14 protein-coding genes are annotated in these 14,801 nt (G+C 72.1%); 8 read left to right on the top strand and 6 right to left on the bottom strand.

The genetic code is table 11. The features are described 5' to 3' along the window. Positions 1 to 3: 3 nt before the first annotated feature. Positions 4 to 279, bottom strand: a complete 276-nt coding sequence (locus tag BJ964_RS49630; RefSeq protein ID WP_188125403.1) for a DUF397 domain-containing protein — start codon at positions 277 to 279, stop codon at positions 4 to 6. 509 nt (positions 280 to 788) lie between these two features. Here BJ964_RS49630 and BJ964_RS39325 point away from each other — a divergent pair. Beyond that, a complete protein-coding gene (locus tag BJ964_RS39325) occupies positions 789 to 1,412 on the top strand; it encodes a GNAT family N-acetyltransferase (protein WP_229806952.1) in 624 nt (207 codons plus the stop codon). A 113-nt stretch (positions 1,413 to 1,525) separates the two neighbouring features. Here BJ964_RS39325 and BJ964_RS39320 read toward each other — a convergent pair whose 3' ends face one another. Then, a complete protein-coding gene (locus BJ964_RS39320) occupies positions 1,526 to 2,467 on the bottom strand; it encodes a helix-turn-helix domain-containing protein (protein ID WP_188125402.1) in 942 nt (313 codons plus the stop codon). A gap of 71 nt (positions 2,468 to 2,538) precedes the next feature. Between BJ964_RS39320 and BJ964_RS39315 the strand changes: the two genes are divergently transcribed. Further along, positions 2,539 to 3,576: a saccharopine dehydrogenase family protein gene (locus BJ964_RS39315; protein WP_188125401.1), complete on the top strand. Its 1,038-nt coding sequence runs from the start codon at positions 2,539 to 2,541 to the stop codon at positions 3,574 to 3,576. Positions 3,577 to 3,608: 32 nt separating this feature from the next. Here the strand turns inward: BJ964_RS39315 and BJ964_RS39310 are convergent, their stop codons facing one another. Continuing rightward, positions 3,609 to 4,574: a hypothetical protein gene (locus BJ964_RS39310; RefSeq protein ID WP_188125400.1), complete on the bottom strand. Its 966-nt coding sequence runs from the start codon at positions 4,572 to 4,574 to the stop codon at positions 3,609 to 3,611. A 78-nt stretch (positions 4,575 to 4,652) separates the two neighbouring features. Here BJ964_RS39310 and BJ964_RS39305 point away from each other — a divergent pair, with 78 nt between their 5' ends. Genes BJ964_RS39305 through BJ964_RS39285 form a run of 5 tightly spaced genes read left to right on the top strand, consistent with a single transcriptional unit; the run spans position 4,653 to position 9,255 of the window. Continuing rightward, on the top strand, positions 4,653 to 5,228 hold the full coding sequence (locus BJ964_RS39305) for a PadR family transcriptional regulator (RefSeq protein WP_188125399.1): 576 nt from the start codon (positions 4,653 to 4,655) through the stop codon (positions 5,226 to 5,228). Continuing rightward, on the top strand, positions 5,225 to 5,947 hold the full coding sequence (locus BJ964_RS39300) for an ABC transporter ATP-binding protein (protein WP_188125398.1): 723 nt from the start codon (positions 5,225 to 5,227) through the stop codon (positions 5,945 to 5,947). Before BJ964_RS39305 ends, BJ964_RS39300 begins: the two co-directional genes overlap by 4 nt. Positions 5,948 to 5,952: 5 nt before the next feature. Then, positions 5,953 to 7,773 (top strand): ABC transporter permease, encoded by a 1,821-nt coding sequence (locus BJ964_RS39295; RefSeq protein ID WP_188125397.1) that lies wholly within the window; start codon positions 5,953 to 5,955, stop codon positions 7,771 to 7,773. A gap of 49 nt (positions 7,774 to 7,822) precedes the next feature. Continuing rightward, positions 7,823 to 8,869, top strand: a complete 1,047-nt coding sequence (locus tag BJ964_RS39290) for a hypothetical protein (RefSeq protein ID WP_188125396.1) — start codon at positions 7,823 to 7,825, stop codon at positions 8,867 to 8,869. 26 nt (positions 8,870 to 8,895) lie between these two features. Next, the gene (locus BJ964_RS39285; protein WP_188125395.1) at positions 8,896 to 9,255 is read left to right on the top strand and encodes a hypothetical protein; all 360 of its coding nucleotides are present in this window, start codon (positions 8,896 to 8,898) and stop codon (positions 9,253 to 9,255) included. 3 nt (positions 9,256 to 9,258) lie between these two features. Here BJ964_RS39285 and BJ964_RS39280 read toward each other — a convergent pair whose 3' ends face one another. After that, the gene (locus tag BJ964_RS39280; RefSeq protein ID WP_188125394.1) at positions 9,259 to 10,719 is read right to left on the bottom strand and encodes a plasmid pRiA4b ORF-3 family protein; all 1,461 of its coding nucleotides are present in this window, start codon (positions 10,717 to 10,719) and stop codon (positions 9,259 to 9,261) included. 321 nt (positions 10,720 to 11,040) lie between these two features. Then, complete coding sequence (locus tag BJ964_RS39275) at positions 11,041 to 11,541, bottom strand: MarR family winged helix-turn-helix transcriptional regulator (RefSeq protein WP_188125393.1); 501 nt, start codon at positions 11,539 to 11,541, stop codon at positions 11,041 to 11,043. A 68-nt stretch (positions 11,542 to 11,609) separates the two neighbouring features. Between BJ964_RS39275 and BJ964_RS39270 the strand changes: the two genes are divergently transcribed. Then, positions 11,610 to 12,791, top strand: a complete 1,182-nt coding sequence (locus tag BJ964_RS39270) for an amidohydrolase family protein (protein WP_188125392.1) — start codon at positions 11,610 to 11,612, stop codon at positions 12,789 to 12,791. Positions 12,792 to 12,830: 39 nt separating this feature from the next. Here the strand turns inward: BJ964_RS39270 and BJ964_RS39265 are convergent, their stop codons facing one another. Next, a complete protein-coding gene (locus tag BJ964_RS39265; protein WP_188125391.1) occupies positions 12,831 to 14,711 on the bottom strand; it encodes a glycosyltransferase family 2 protein in 1,881 nt (626 codons plus the stop codon). Positions 14,712 to 14,801: the final 90 nt, after the last annotated feature.

The following is a 14,801-nucleotide window of genomic DNA, read 5'->3' as shown; positions in this document are numbered from 1 at the left end:
GGATCAGGCCTGGTCGAACTCGTCGTCCTTCGCACCGCCCACGAAGGCATCCCACTCCGCAGACGTGCAAGTCAGCGGCGTGCCGTCCGGGTTCTTCGAGTCGCGGACCGCGATCGCCTGCCCAACGAACGCGACCTCACGGCGGCAGTCAATGCGGTGGCCGAGCCGGAGCCGTGGGCAGCTGTGTGCAGCATCGGTACCAGGCCGACGAGACGACCCAGGGCACCCGCGTAGTCGGTGCGTGCGTAGAGGTCGCGGATCAGTTCGGACTCGCGCCATAAGTCGCCGTCTGCCGGGCGCCCGGCAACAGTGCTTCAGGATCGGGGGCGGTGCGACTTCCGTTCGACATCCCCACTCGATGGGTCCTGTCACCTGGCCGCCGGGAGTCGACGCTGGCGGCTGCAGGGCACACTCATCGACATGTCTGATCTGTCTGACCGGCTCACCGAGGCGATGTGAACTTCCGCAGCCTCCACATCGACGATCTCCCGGTTGAGGTCTTCCAGCAGGTCGATGTCTTCATCGCGCAGGAACCGGTCGGCTTCGTCTCGGCAAAACGGTACCGCGCGGATCTGGCGCGACGAACGTTCCGCCCGGAATGGACATGGATCGCGGAGGACGAGGGCCGCATCGTGGCCCGGGCGGTGTGGTGGGGCCGGCCGGACGGCACCCGGCCGTTGCTGCTCGACTGCCTATGGACCGATTCCTCGGCCCGTGATCGGGCTGGTCTCGCCGCGAGACTGCTCGGCGCCGCACATCGGTGCTTCCAGGAGCAGCATGGAGACCAGTTGCCGGAGGCGTTCCGGATGACTCTGCAAAACGGCTGGCGGGCCGATCCCGCCAGCCGGGAAGCGGTGGCGTGGCGTCAGGGCGCCGCCGCGGCAGCCGGCTTCACCCACGCGGTGGAGCGGCTGCAGTTCGAGTGGACACCGGCCTGCGGTGTGCCGGAAGCAGACGACCGGCTCATCTTCGTGGCGGAGCCGGACGACGACAAGATGGTTGAGGTCTTTCGCCGCATCGGTGACGGCAGTCTCGACGACGAGACCCGCAAGAAGCGGGCACGGTTGAGCCCGGGAGAGGCGGCCCGGCACGAGATGCAGTTCTATCTCGACGCACCGGGCGAACGCGGCTGGTGGCGAGTGGTGTATCAGCCGGACGGCCTGCTGGCCGGCCTGGCGATTCCGTCCGCAACGGCGTACAACGCGAATGTGGGATACCTCGGCGTGGTCCCCGAGATGCGGGGACGGGGGTACGCGCGGATCATCCTCGACGCGATCACGCGGAGCCACGTGAACCGGGGCGCTGAACAGATCACCGCGACCACAGACGTGGGCAACTTTCCGATGGCCACCGCTTTCCGGAAATCGGGTTACCGTAACGTCGAAACCCGACTGCTGCTGTCAGCGCCATAGGCGGGTCCGTGGTGGACCGGCAACAGCGGTGGTTCCTCAGAGGCTGCTGGCGCAACGACTGATACTTCTCGCCTGGCGACCACCGCCCGCTCTGGACCGCGCCCTACCCAGGATCAGGGGCTGGTGCGGAAGGTGCGGCGGTAGACGTCCGGCGGGACGCCGATCGTACGGTGGAAGTGGCGGCGCAGTGTGGTGGCCGTTCCCATGCCGGCCGCGGTCGCTATCGACTCGATGCTGTCGTCGGTGGACTCCAGGAGCTCCTGGGCGCGGCGGATGCGCTGGGTGTGCAGCCACTGCAACGGGGTGGTGCCGGTGATCGCGTGGAAGTGGCGGGCCAGGTGGCGGGAGCTCAGGTTCGCCCGGCGGGCCAGGTCCTCGACGGTCAGCGGCTGGTCCAGCCGTTCCATCACCCAGACCAGCAACTCGGTGAGGGGGTGGCCGTCCTGTGCGGGCACCGGGGTGGACACGAACTGGGCCTGACCTCCGGCCCGGTGCGGTGGCACGACGAGGCGGCGGGCCACGATGTTGGCCACCGCTGAGCCGTGATCGCGCCGGACCAGGTGCAGACACAGGTCCATGGCGGCGGCCTTGCCCGCGGAGGTGAGGACCCGACCGTTGTCGACATACAGAACGTCGGGGTCCACCTCGATCTCCGGGTAGCGGGTCGCCAGGTGGGTGGTGTGTGCCCAGTGGGTGGTGGCGCGCAGGCCGTCGAGCAGTCCGGCGGCGGCGAGGACGAAGACGCCGGTGCACAGCGAGACGACCCGGGCGCCGGCCTCGTGTGCTGCCCGGACCGCGTCGACCAGGTTGGCGGGCGGGTCCGCCTCCACGTCGGCCAGCGCCGGGACGATCACCGTGTGGGCGGTGGCCAGGTGCTCCAGGCCGTGGTCGGGTTCGACCAGGAAGCGGCCGGCACGCACCGGGTGGGTGCCGCAGACGGTGACGTCGTACCAGGGGCCGGGGATGGCGTCCGGTGGGGAGCCGAAGACCTCGTACGCCAGCGCCAGCTCGAAATGCAGCATGCCGTCGGTGGCGGCGACAGCGACAGAGTCCATGTCGGAAATTGTACGGTGCCTGTCGTTCCGGACACTGGTTCGGCTCTCTGCGCCAGGACAGGATTCTGGGCATGGGAAACGGGATGAACGCGGGTGTGGCGGTTTTCGGGGCGTACGGGCACACCGGGCGGTTCGTGGTGGCGGAGCTGCGGGAGCGGGGACACGAGCCGCTGCTCATCGGCCGTGACCTGGACCGGCTGCGGGCCATGGGGCAGGGCGAGGCGCGGCAGGCGACCGTCGATGATCCGGCCTCGCTGGACCTGGCGCTGACCGGTGCGGCCGCCGTGATCAATTGCGCCGGGCCGTTCGCGGAGACCGCCGGGCCGCTGGTCGAGGCGGCTCTGCGGGCCGGTATCCCGTATGTCGACGTGGCCGCGGAGATCGAGGCGAACGCCGACACGTTCACCCTCTTCGCCGAACGGGCACGGGAGGCGGGCGTCCCGGTGGTTCCGGCCATGGCGTTCTACGGTGGCCTGGGCGACCTGCTGGTCACTGCCGCGACAGGGGAGTGGAACACCGCCGATGAGGTGCACATCGCGTACGGGCTGAGCGGCTGGCACCCCACGGCCGGGACGCTGGCCTCGGGCACCGTCTCGGGGCAGCGCCGGGGCGGTCGCCGGGTCCGGTTCACCGGAGGCGAGCTGCGGTACCACGACGACGCCCTGCCGAGCCTGGAGTGGACCTTCCCCGGGCCGCTGGGCACACAGCCGGTGATCGGCGAGTTCACCATGGCCGATGTGGTCACCGTGCCCAGCCACCTCGACGTCCCGGAGGTGCGCACCTACATGACCGCGGTCGCGGCCGCCGACCTGGCCGCCGCCACGTCGGCACCGGTCGCCGTGGACGATCGTGGCCGGTCGGCGCAGACGTTCGTGGTCGACGTGGTCGTCCGTTCCGGTGGCGAGGAGCGCCGGATGTCGGCAGCGGGCCGGGACATCTACGCGATCACCGCACCGCTCGCGGTGGAGGCCGTCGCCCGTCTGCTCACCGGCCGGTCGAAGGCGGTCGGCGTGGTGTCGGCAGGCGCGGCCTTCGACGCCCGGGACTTCCTGGACGCCCTGGCGGACCACCTGACCATCCAGGTCCCCGCCGAAAGGTGCGGCCGCTGAGACGACCCGCTCTCCGCCGTGGTCGAGGGGTGTCAGGCCGGGTTGAGGGGCAGGTCCACACAGGCCTCCGGGAGACCCGCCACCGGCCAGGCGATCACCAGGGTGAGGGTGTCGCTGTCGGGCCGCTCCACCAGGAACTCGGCGGTGGACCGGAACTCGGTGTCACCGCCCCCGGCCGCGCTCTCGTGTGCGGGCAGCCAGACCGCCTCCCGGTCGCGCAGGATCGCGACCGCCGCGCCCGGATCACCTTCCGGGCGCCCGCCGGGGAAGGCGTCGTCGCTCGCCGCCCGCGCAGCTTCGCCGTGGGCCACGCTGAGGATCTCCAGCGACAGGATCCCGCCGGCCGCGGTGAGCCGGTTGAGGACGACGGCCACCCGGCCGTCACGGTTCAGGACCCGGGGCCCGGCGATGATCCGCCCGGCTTCGATGTGTGGCGCCTGGTGACAGTATTCGCCGGTCCGGCTCCGTAACGGCGAGGGCGGCCGCCGGACGTCGAACGGCGCCACCCAGATCGGGACGGTGCCGCGTTCGACCGTCGCCCGGTCCGGCAGTGGCAGCTCCACGACGGTCTCCGGGAATCCGATCTCCGGCCACGCGAACACGAGCGGCGCCCGGTCGAACAGCGGCGGCAGGATCAGACCGGTGCGGATGCTCGGCCCGTCGACGCCCTCGTAGTGGTCGCCGCTCCAGGACGACCGCGAGCCGCCGAACTGCCAGTGCGCCCGCCCGGACGGGTCGAGCCAGGCGATCCGCAGCTCCATGCCCTCGTCGTGCTCCGGCAGCAGCCGGCGCGGGGCGGGCGGGGTGAACCGGCCGGCCCTGATGTCGGCCTGCCGTTCGGGGCCGCTGCGCCGGTCGAGCGGGCGGCGCGCCAGAAGGTCCAGCTCCAGGCCGGTGGGGCGGGAGATCGCGCGCACCACGCCGACGGTCATCTCGGACCGGTCGACGATCAGGCCTCCGTGGTGCGCGAGCACGCCCTGCGTCTCCACATGCGACACGCGCCGAGCCTAGCGTATTGACGGAGGTGGGGGATAACCGTTAGACACTATGGCTAACGGTTATCCCTAGGGGGTGGCATGCAACAGGAAGTGGTTCTGGCGATGCTCGCCAAGGAGCCCTCCCACGGTTACGAGCTGCGCGCCCGGCTGCGCGACGCGCTCGGGCCGCTCGGCGAGGCGATGAACGCCGGTCAGGTCTATGTCACGCTCACCCGCCTCGAAAGGGCCGGCCTGCTCACCGCGGAGCGGTCCGCCGACGGCGCCGACCGGGCGGATCGCAAGGTGTACGCGCTGACCCCCGACGGCCAGCAGCGGGTCGCCGCGTGGATCGCCGAGACGACTTGGCCCAAGCCCGACCTGGCCGAGTTCCACCTGAAGCTGATCGCGGCGGCAGCCGCCGGGCTGGCCGACCCGCTGACCATCGTCGACACCCAGCGCCGTGAGCTGCTGCGCCGGCTGCGCGACGCCCAGCGGGCCGCGATGGCCGAGCCGGAGCACTCGGCCGCGGCACTGCTGCTCGAGGGCGTCGTCCTCCGGTTGCAGGCGGACCTGCGCTGGCTGGAGGCGTGCGAACGGACCTGGACCCACCACAGAGGCGGGACCTGGACCGACCCGGCAAGCGGGACCTGGGCCGGTCGAAGGAGCGGATCGTGACCGTCGTATTGAGCGCCCGTGACCTGCGCCGGCATTACGGCGGTGGCGAGAGGGCGGTGGACGGGGTGGATCTGGACGTGATGGCCGGCGAGACGGTGGCCGTCATGGGCCCCAGCGGTTGCGGCAAGTCGACCCTGCTGCACCTGCTCGGCGGCCTGGACCGGCCGTCCGGTGGCCGGATCGAGCTGCACGGCCGCCGGATCGACGATCTCGGCGAGAAGGCGCTGGCCCGGCTCCGGCGTACCGGCATCGGTTTCGTCTTCCAGTCCTTCCACCTGCTGGACGAGCTGACCGCGGTGGAGAACGTGGAGATGCCCGCCCTGCTGGCCGGCCGTTCCCCGCGGGCCGCACGCCGTCGCGCCACCGAGTTGCTGGACCGGGTCGGTCTCGCCGGGCGGGCCGGGGCGCTGCCGGCGCAGCTCTCCGGCGGTCAGCGGCAGCGGGTCGCGGTGGCCCGGGCGCTGTCCAACGAGCCCGCGGTGGTGCTCGCCGACGAACCGACCGGCAATCTGGACAGTGCCGCCACCCTCGATGTGCTGCGACTCTTCGACAGCCTGCACGAGGCCGGGCAGACCCTGGTCATCGTCACCCACGACGCGCGGATCGCGGCCACCGCCGACCGGCTCCTGTCGATGCGGGACGGCGTGCTCATCGACGAGACCCGGCTCACCGGCGGCACCGGTGGGCGGCTCGGCAGTCTCGTCGGCCTGGAGGACTGAGAACCGTGGGCCGCCTGCTTCTCGTCACCCGCCTCGCCGTCCGGGATCTGCGCCGCCGCCCCGCCGAGGCCGTCCTCCTGCTCCTCGCCATCCTCGCCGCCACCAGCACACTCACCCTGGGGCTGGTGCTGCGGGACGCCGCAAGCGACCCCTACCGGCAGACCCGGGAGGCGACCCACGGTCCGGATGTCGTCGTCTTCGCGGATCTGGCCGCCGTCACCGAACTCGTGCGGGATCCGGCGATCGTGGCGACCAGCGGCCCGTACCCCGTCGTCGCGTCACGGCTGGACGCCTCCGGGCGTACCTCTGATGTGCAGGTCATCGGCCGCGACGCGGAAGCCGCGGCAGTCGATCAACCCGCCGTCGTCGAGGGCGCCTGGGTGAGCGACGGCGGAGCCGTCCTGGAGGCGGCCTTCGCCGACACCCTGGGAGTCCGGCCCGGCGATCAGGTCACCCTCGGCGGCCGGCGGTTCCGGGTGGCCGGAACCGCGGTCACCGCCGCGATGGCGCCGTATCCGGCCGTGACCTGCCTGGTCGACGAGGGATGCCTGCACGGCGCCGTCCCGGAGGACCGATCGTTGCCGGAGGGATTGCTGCGCAATCCGGGCCTGGTCTGGGTCACCCGGGCGGACGCGCGCGGCCTCACCACCGAGACAGAATCATCACGGTACGTGGTGAGCGCGCGCCTGGCCGACCCGGAGCAGACGGCTGCGTTCATGGACCGGCATCTCGACGGCGTACCCGCCCCGGTCGGCATGGCGTCGTGGACGGAGATCCGTGACGAGGCCACCGAGCTGGCCCGTGACTCGCAGATCCTGCTGATGATCGGCGCCTGGCTGCTCGGCCTGCTCGCCACGGCCAGTCTCGCGGTGCTGGTCGGCGGGCGGATGGCCGACCAGACCCGTCGGGTGGGCCTGCTCAAGGCGGTCGGCGGCACCCCGGGCCTGGTCGCGGCCGTGCTGCTGGCCGAGTACCTGCTGGTCGCCCTGATCGCGGCTGCGGCCGGGCTGGCGATCGGATCCCTGGCCGCGCCGCTGCTCGCCGAACCGGGCGCCGGGTTGCTCGGCACCGCCGGAACGCCGTCACTCACCGTGACGACGGCTGCCGTGGTGACGGCCGTGGCCATGGGTGTGGCGGTTCTGGCCACCGCCGTCCCGGCACTGCGGGCGGCGAGAACCAGCACGGTCGGCGCGCTCGCGGACACGCCCCGGCCACCGCGCCGGATCGGCTGGCTGATCAGGATTTCGGCGCGCATGCCCGTACCCCTGCTCCTCGCCCTGCGGGTGACCGCCCGGCGACCGCGACGGGCGCTCCTGGCCGTCGCCGCCGTCGCCGTCACCGTGAGCGGCATCTACGTGGCGCTGATCCTGGACGGGTTCCTCACCGGGGACGCGATGGTCGCCGGATACACCGAGTTCCAGGTGGCGGCGTTGCGCCGGGTACTGCTGGTGTGGACGGTGATGCTGCTCTGCCTCACCGCGGTCAACGCCGTCGTGATCACCTGGGCGACCGTGCTCGACAACCGGCGCTCGTCGGCGCTGGCCCGCGCGCTCGGCGCCACGCCCGGTGACGTGAGCGCGGCGCTCGGGACGGCCCAGGTGCTGCCCGCGCTCGGCGGCGCGATCCTTGGCGTCTTCCCCTGTGGATACCTGCTTTTCGCCGCGATCATGCGGGCCACCGGTGGCGACGGGGACCGGGCCACGCCGCCGTCGTTTCCGCAGCTGGCGATGGTGGTGATCGGAACGGTGCTGGTGGTGGGTGCACTCACCGCGGTTCCGGCGCGGCTCGGTGGGCGGCGGCCGGTCACCGCGGCGATGCGGGACTGAGTCAGGTCCCGGTATCGGATGCTGGCGATGCACCGCTACCGTGTCCGGCATGGTCCGTGAAGATCCCCGCACGTTCCGTTACGGCGTCCTGATCACGATTCTGGTCACGGGTGGGTTGCTCTGGCCGCTGGCCCAGGCCGACTGGTGGCGGTCACGCACCGACGCCACCGGATACACGCTCGTCGAGGAGAGCCTGACCGATATCGGGGGCGTCTCGTTCCTGTGGCTCGCCGGTGCGGCGCTGCTGGCGTACGCGGTCGCGACCTGGCCGGTGCGGTTCCGCCGGGCGGCGACCGTCGCGGGTCTGGTCGCCTCGGCCGGCACCCTGATCGTCTGGACGGTGCTGCTGCTGCGGGTGCTGAGCCGCGAGGAGCAGACGCATCAGGGCTGGGCCCCGCGGGTGTGGGAGCGACGGTCCGATGTGTCCGGCCGGATGCTGGCGGAGACCGGCGCCGACGGCTTCAACTCGGCGATCGTGGTGCTGGGCCTGCTGGCGCTGATCGGGTGCCTGCTGGTTTTCAGCCAGCGGCACGAGCGGACGATCCTGATCGTCGCCACCATGGTCTGTGCCGTGGCCGCCGTCCTGACCGCCCGGGTGCGGGAGTGGGTCACGAGCGGGCCGGGGACGGCCGAGGTCGCCGGGAGCTGGCCGGACGGCTGGTTCACCGGGCGGTTGACGGTCGTCGTCCTGGCCGTGCTCGTCCTGATGTTCGCCGTGAGCCTGCGGCTGCGGGCGGGACAGCCCGGCGCCGTCGCGTGGGGCACGATCGTGGCGGCCTGCTCCCTCGCCGCCTTCTACCTGATCATGTTCGACACCGTCGAGGAGCCGCCGCTCTACCCGTACTCCGCCGACGAGACCACCGCGTTGCCCACCAACCCCGGCATCAGCGTGGCCGGGCTGCTGCTCCTGGCGATGTACCTGCCACTGCCCGTCGCGATCCGGGTGAACTGCATCGACCGGTTCCGGAGGCCGGAGCCGGTGCCCGATGACGTGATCGCCGAAGACGTGGTTCCCGACGATGTGGTCCCCGGTGACGTGTTGCCGGACGATGTGGTTCCGGTTGATAACGACACGCCGATGGGGCGACCGGTTTGAGCAGCGGAGGGTCTAACTTCTCGATCATGCGCGGTGATTCACATTACAGCCGGGACCTTCAGCTCGGGGCCGCCATGGGCTCCTGGGCCTCGACCCGGGACAGTCCGATCCGGACCGAGCTCGACGGACCGCGCAACGGCGACGAGCTGGAACACCTCTGGATGCTGACCATCTCCGGTGACCACCTCGAAGCCGTCGTGACCCTCTTCCGCGGCGCCCGCGCCGAGGTCACCGTGGTGTGGTTCTCCGCGAAGGAGGACGGCGTCCACACCGGCCGGGAGACCGGGCTGACCCCCGGCCGGCTCACCGAGATGCTGGACGGCATCGCGGCGATGGAGTGCGGCGGCGCGGCGCCCGCCTGGCTCCGGCCGGTCGCCGAGAGCTGACGGTCAGCGCTTGAACCGGGTGGCCAGGGAGCGGGTCACCTCCGCGGCGTCGAATCGGTCCGGCCGGAACTCGTCGGCATGGTCGAGACCCAGCCACTCGCGCAGCTCTGCGTGTTCCGGGTGGGCGGTATCGCCGAGGATCTCGACCAGTCGCTGGTAGCCCCAGATGCCGCCGCAGTCGTCCGGCGGGGCGGCACGACGCCCGCCGGTGCATCGCGGGTACGCCTCCGAGCCCCGTTCCAGCACCTTCTCCACCAGGATGTCGTGCTCCCAGCCGTCACCGAAGTCGTAGGTGTACCGGATCCGGCCACCGGCGCCGGCCGCCACCTGCTCCAGGGTCACCGGCCGTTCGGCCTGATGACCCAGTTCCGGGTCGGCGGCGCCGAACGTGCCGTACCCGGTCTCGAAGGCGTGCAGATGGCTGTCGTCCCAGTCGAAGGCGATCTGGATGATCGTGTGCAGGTCGGCCAGGCCGGTGTCCGCCGGGACCTCCAGGCGTCGCCAGATCGGCGGTTTCGCGCCCCGCAGGCCCACCTTGAGCTGGAAGAGCGGCGCCGGGCCGTCGGACTTCTTCCGTTTCGCCGGCAGCTTCGCCCCCGGCGCCCGCCGTCGCGGCGACGTCTCCGTGGCGATGCGGGTGAACAGCTCGATCTCGTCGTCGAGGTGCTCGGCCGGCGGGCGCGACGGCTGGGGCAGGGTCCGCACCCGCGCCAGCAGGAGCACGGCGAGCTGGTGGTAGCCGGGTTCGTCGCCGTCCTCCCACCCCGCGGCGATCTCGTCCGGGTCGAGGCCGGCGTCATGGGCGGCGCGTGCGGACAGGGCCCGCTCGGCCTGCCAGCGGAACTCGGCAGGATCCAGGTGGTCGGCGGTGATCGGCAGCCCGTGCTCGCGGGCGTTGTCCTCGATCGTGGCGACGACCTGATCGAGGGCCTCGCCGGGGAACAGCACCACGTCGACGGCGGCGTGACAGTCGCTGTCGTCGACGTTGACAGCGAAACCGTCGATGCGCCCGGCCCGCTCGAACGTGCCGAGCAGCACCGACGACGCCTGCCCCGACGGTTCGGCGAAGCACCGGTAGAGGCCGGGCCTCACCGGCATGCGTGCCTCGGCCAGCCACCGTGGCGCGCGCAGGCCGGCAGGTTCCAGGCGGGCGACGGCCTCGGCGGCGGCCGTGCCGTCGTCGACCAGGGCTATCGCGTGCAGCACGGCGAGCGCGGCGGGGGTGGCGGTCCGCTCCAGCTCCGGGACGATGACGGCGGCGACCGCCTCGGCGAAACCCGCACCGGCCAGTTCACCCATGGCCAGCAGGCCGGCGGCGAACAGCTCCGCCTCGACGGCCTCCTCGATGTCGAGGAGGGGGCCGCCGTCGTCGAGCAGGTCCGCGACGAGAGCGAGCGGTTCGAGTTGCCCGCCGGAGCAGTCCGGGCAGTCGCACGTGACCGGGCCGGCCTGGACCTGGCGCACGACGCGCTGTCCGGTGCTCCGGGATCTCTTCCTGCGGCCACGGCTGACTGGACTCATCCGATCATCCTGCCCGATGCCGAGATCCCGGGGCGCGCGGTGTCACCCGGACGGGGGTGATCGGCCCGCCACGTCCCGATCGCGGTCACCGGGCCGGTTCCGCTCCCGCCCGGCCACCGATCTACGCCCGGCGGGCGCGGCAAAGGCCGGAGCGGGCAGCGAGATCGCGCCGACCGGACGGGACGGGGCGAACAAGGCGGGACGACGTCACGCGTACCGGGAAAGAAGCGGAAGCGGAACGCGGACCTTGACCGAAATGGCTCTCTAGCCGGCCGTGTCGCCGAGCGCGATCAGGACCGTGCGCAGCGCGTCGATGGCGGCGCGGGTCGCCTCCGGGGGCACGTCCCGCAGCAGGGCCGCCTGGGCGGCGCTGGCCGCGCGGACCGCCTCCTCGGCCCTGGTCGCGCCGGTGGGGGAGAGGCGCACCCAGGAGCTGCGGGCGTCGGACGGGTCGGGGTCGCGTTCGATGAGGCCGGCCAGGGTGAGGCGGCGCAGCACGTTGCTGGTGCCGCCGGAGGTGAGGGCGAGCCGCTGGGTGAGGGCGGACGGCCGTAGCCGGTAGGGCTCGCCGGCGGCGCGCAGCACGGCGAGGATGTCGTACTCCGCCCTGGTCAGGCCGAGCTTCGCCAGTTTCGCCTCGACCGGGGCGTTGAGCAGGGCGGACAGCCGGGCCGCCCGCTTGCTGATCTCGAGTTCCGCGCCGACCACGCCGGGGAGTTCGGCGTCCCACGCCCCGGCGATGTCGTCCACCACGTCCCTGGCCACCGGGTCATCCTACTTGCGCCGAACAAAGCTTTCTGGATACCTTTCGGAAAAGCTTTCTAGGGGGAGACATGGATCTTGTGATCAGTGGCGGCCGCCTGGTCTCCGGCGAGCGCGCCGACGTGCTCGTGGACGACGGCCGGATCGTGGCGGTCGGCCGGTTCCCGGCTGCCGGAGCGGACGAGGTGCTCGACGCGACCGGGCTCGTCGTCGCGCCCGGCCTGGTCGACGGCCACCGGCACGTCGCACAGGCGCCGCTGCGCGGCATCGGCGCGGACATGACGCTCGCCGACTATCTCGCCACCGTGCTCGGCCGGCTCCTTCCCGCGTACGGGCCGGACGACGCCCACCACGCCACCCTGCTCGGCGCGGCCGAAGCCCTGAACGCGGGCATCACCACCGTCCTCGACTTCGGCAACGTCACCCGGACACCGGAGCACACCGACGCGGTCCTGGCCGCCTACCAGACGGCCGGCATCCGGGCCGTGCTCGGGCACAACAACCCGGCCGACGAGGCCGACGTCCGGCGGCTGGCCGGGCTGCGCGGGCGGGTCACCGGCGCGCTGGCGATCAACGGCCCCGGGTTCGGCGACTGGGACGACACCGTCCGCGAGATCGAAATGGGCCGAAAGCTGGGCATGCTGGTGACCCTGCACGCGGGCGGCGGCCCCGGCTCACCGCTGCGCCGGCTCCACGACGAGGGCCTGCTCGGCCCGCACCTGCACCTGGTGCACGTCAACGGGCTGACCGGCGAGGAGGCGAAACTGCTGGCCGGCACCGGGACCGGGGTCACGGTCACCCCGCTGGTGGAGGCGACCATGGGGCACGGCGTGTCGGCGTACAGCACGTTCGCGGCGGCCGGCGGGCGGGCCGGGCTGGGCACCGACGTCGTGGTGAACGCGCCGGTGGACCTGTTCGAGCCGTTGCGGGACACGCTCCGGTCGCACCGGCTCACCACCGGCGTCATGCATCCGGCCGCCGGCGTCCTGACCGCGGCCACCGCCGACAGCGCGGCCGCCATCGGTCTCGCCGACCGGGTCGGCACGATCGCGCCGGGCCGCCGGGCCGATCTGATCCTGATCGACGGCCTGGCGCACCTGCCGGACGGGCCGGGGCTGGCCGGCGCGGTCGTCGCCACCGTGGGGCCGGGCGACGTCCGTACCGTGATCATCGACGGCCGGATCGTGAAACGCGACGGCGAGCTCGCCGGTCTCGACCTGCCGCGGCTGCGCCGGACAGCACGAAGGCGGTGACCCGGACCGGGTCACCGCCTTCGTGCTGTCCGCGTACCGCTAGGCGGCGACCCGGACCGCCTCGTCCAGCTGGACAGGCGTCACGTAGCCGGCCTCGACGGCCAGGTCGCCGAGTTTCTGCCACGGGCCCTCGGTGATGATCTGCCGGTCCAGCAGCTCGCCGAGCTGCGACTCGTTGAGCAGGCCGGCGGCCATCAGCCGCTCGCCGACGTGCTTGCGCGCGGTGACCGGCCGGCCCTGCGACCGCCGGCCCAGGACCAGATGGGCCACCGGGGCCAGGCAGGTGACGATGGTCAGCAGCGCCCACAGGTACAGCGACAGGAACGTGTGACCCAGCGCGATTCCGGCCACCATGAAGACGGCGCTCAGCACCGCCCAGCCCAGGTGCGGCCGGAAGGTGCGCCAGGTGTCACCGGTCGCCGCCTTGCCCTTCGGGGTGACCACATAGGCCAGCGGCCGTCCGGCCAGTTGGGCGGCCGCCGCGGCCAGGTAGACCGGCGCGGTGGCCAGTTCCAGAGCCATCCCGGACAGACCCCACGAGCGGCGCTCGTGGGCGACCAGGTTGAACCGGCGGGTGAACTGGATGAACGCCAGCCCGAACGCGATGTTGGCCAGGAACAGGGCGGCCCACAGCACACCGGGCAGCCGGGTGATGGTGATCCCGCCGACCAGGTAGAGGCCGGTCAGGAAGATGCCGCTGACCCAGGAGATCGCGGTGGTGGGGTAGTGGGTCTGCAACGCGGCGAAGGACAGCCGCTGGCTCACCCTCGGCAGCCGGCGCAGGACGGCCGGCGAGTGGCCGCGGGCGATCTCCCAGATCCCGTACGCCCACCGCTTCTGCTGGCTGAAGAAGTCCGAGTACGTCGCCGGGCCCTCGCCGACCGCGATGATGTCCGGCGTGTAGACGCCACGCCAGGTGCTGCCGGTCACCGGGTTGACCGCCCCGAAGATCACCATCGAGGTGAGGTGGTCCTCGATGATCGAGTCCTGGTAGCCGTCGATCTGCTTGAACGCGGCCGGCCGGTACAGGTGGTTGGTGCCGATCAGCAGCGGCGCGCCGCGCCCGTTGCCGCCACGCTGGATCACCCCGTGGAACAGGTAGGCCAGCTCGGCCGCGCCCCGGGCCACGAACGACTCGGTGAGGTTCGCGTACACCTGCGGGGCGACCACGAACGCGGTGTCCGGGTCGGCGAAGTAGCCGAGCGTGCGCTCCAGGAAGTTCGGGTACGGCACGTGGTCCGGGTCCATCTGCGCGACCACGTCGTAGTCACTCTCGTGCGCCGACCGCCAGGCGTTGTGGTTGCCGTGCTTGGTGCGCGCCTTGTACGGGCCGGACGCCTGGTTCCACTCCGGGTGCCCCTTGCGGCTGAAGTGGCGTACGCCGAGCCGCGCGCACCGGCGCCGTACCTCCGGGTCGTCGCCCTCGTCGAGCAGCCAGACGTCGAGCACGCCGTCGTGCCGGATCCGCTTCATCGCCCGCAAAGTGGCCATGACCAGCTCGACCGGTTCCTTGCCGGGGACGATCGTGGTGAGTACGGCCACCCGCATGCCGCGTGGCGGCGTCATCGGGATCGGGTCACGCGCCCGGGCCGCGAAGAACGTCAGCACGCAGGTCCGCAGCCCGACGATGACCTGCATGATCACCATCACCGCGAGACCGGCCACGGTGAGCGCGGCCATCACCGGGTTCAGCCCGTCGACCACCGGCAGGTTGCCCGGCAGCAGCAGGTACACCCCGAGCACCACGGCCACGACGACGTGCGCCACACCGAGCGAGCGCAGGATCCAGTCGTCGCGCCGCGAATAGGCGGGCCGGTACAGGACCCGCCCCCCGGTCGGCCGCAGAGGCCCGGTGATCTCGGTGGCCGTTCGGCCGTAGAGGGCACCGGGTATTCGTCTCTCCACCAGTGGTTCGGTCATATGACTCCCCGTTCTCGATCGTCGGGCCACCATCGGCGGGCGAACCGGGGATCGGAGGGGAATCGTCAGCGGGTCGTCCGGCTGCGTGTG

Source organism: Actinoplanes lobatus (assembly GCF_014205215.1).
GTDB lineage: Bacteria > Actinomycetota > Actinomycetes > Mycobacteriales > Micromonosporaceae > Actinoplanes > Actinoplanes lobatus.
This window is presented reverse-complemented; position numbering and strand designations above follow the sequence as displayed.

Excerpts from the sequence above, each read along its gene's own strand:
- BJ964_RS39270 (WP_188125392.1), top strand. The coding sequence starts at position 11,610 with ATGGATCTTGTGATCAGTGGCGGCCGCCTGGTCTCCGGCGAGCGCGCC.
- BJ964_RS39320 (WP_188125402.1), bottom strand. The coding sequence starts at position 2,467 with ATGGACTCTGTCGCTGTCGCCGCCACCGACGGCATGCTGCATTTCGAG.
- BJ964_RS39285 (WP_188125395.1), top strand. The coding sequence starts at position 8,896 with ATGCGCGGTGATTCACATTACAGCCGGGACCTTCAGCTCGGGGCCGCC.
- BJ964_RS39305 (WP_188125399.1), top strand. The coding sequence starts at position 4,653 with ATGCAACAGGAAGTGGTTCTGGCGATGCTCGCCAAGGAGCCCTCCCAC.
- BJ964_RS39290 (WP_188125396.1), top strand. The coding sequence starts at position 7,823 with ATGGTCCGTGAAGATCCCCGCACGTTCCGTTACGGCGTCCTGATCACG.
- BJ964_RS39265 (WP_188125391.1), bottom strand. The coding sequence starts at position 14,711 with ATGACCGAACCACTGGTGGAGAGACGAATACCCGGTGCCCTCTACGGC.
- BJ964_RS39315 (WP_188125401.1), top strand. The coding sequence starts at position 2,539 with ATGGGAAACGGGATGAACGCGGGTGTGGCGGTTTTCGGGGCGTACGGG.
- BJ964_RS49630 (WP_188125403.1), bottom strand. The coding sequence starts at position 279 with ATGGCGCGAGTCCGAACTGATCCGCGACCTCTACGCACGCACCGACTA.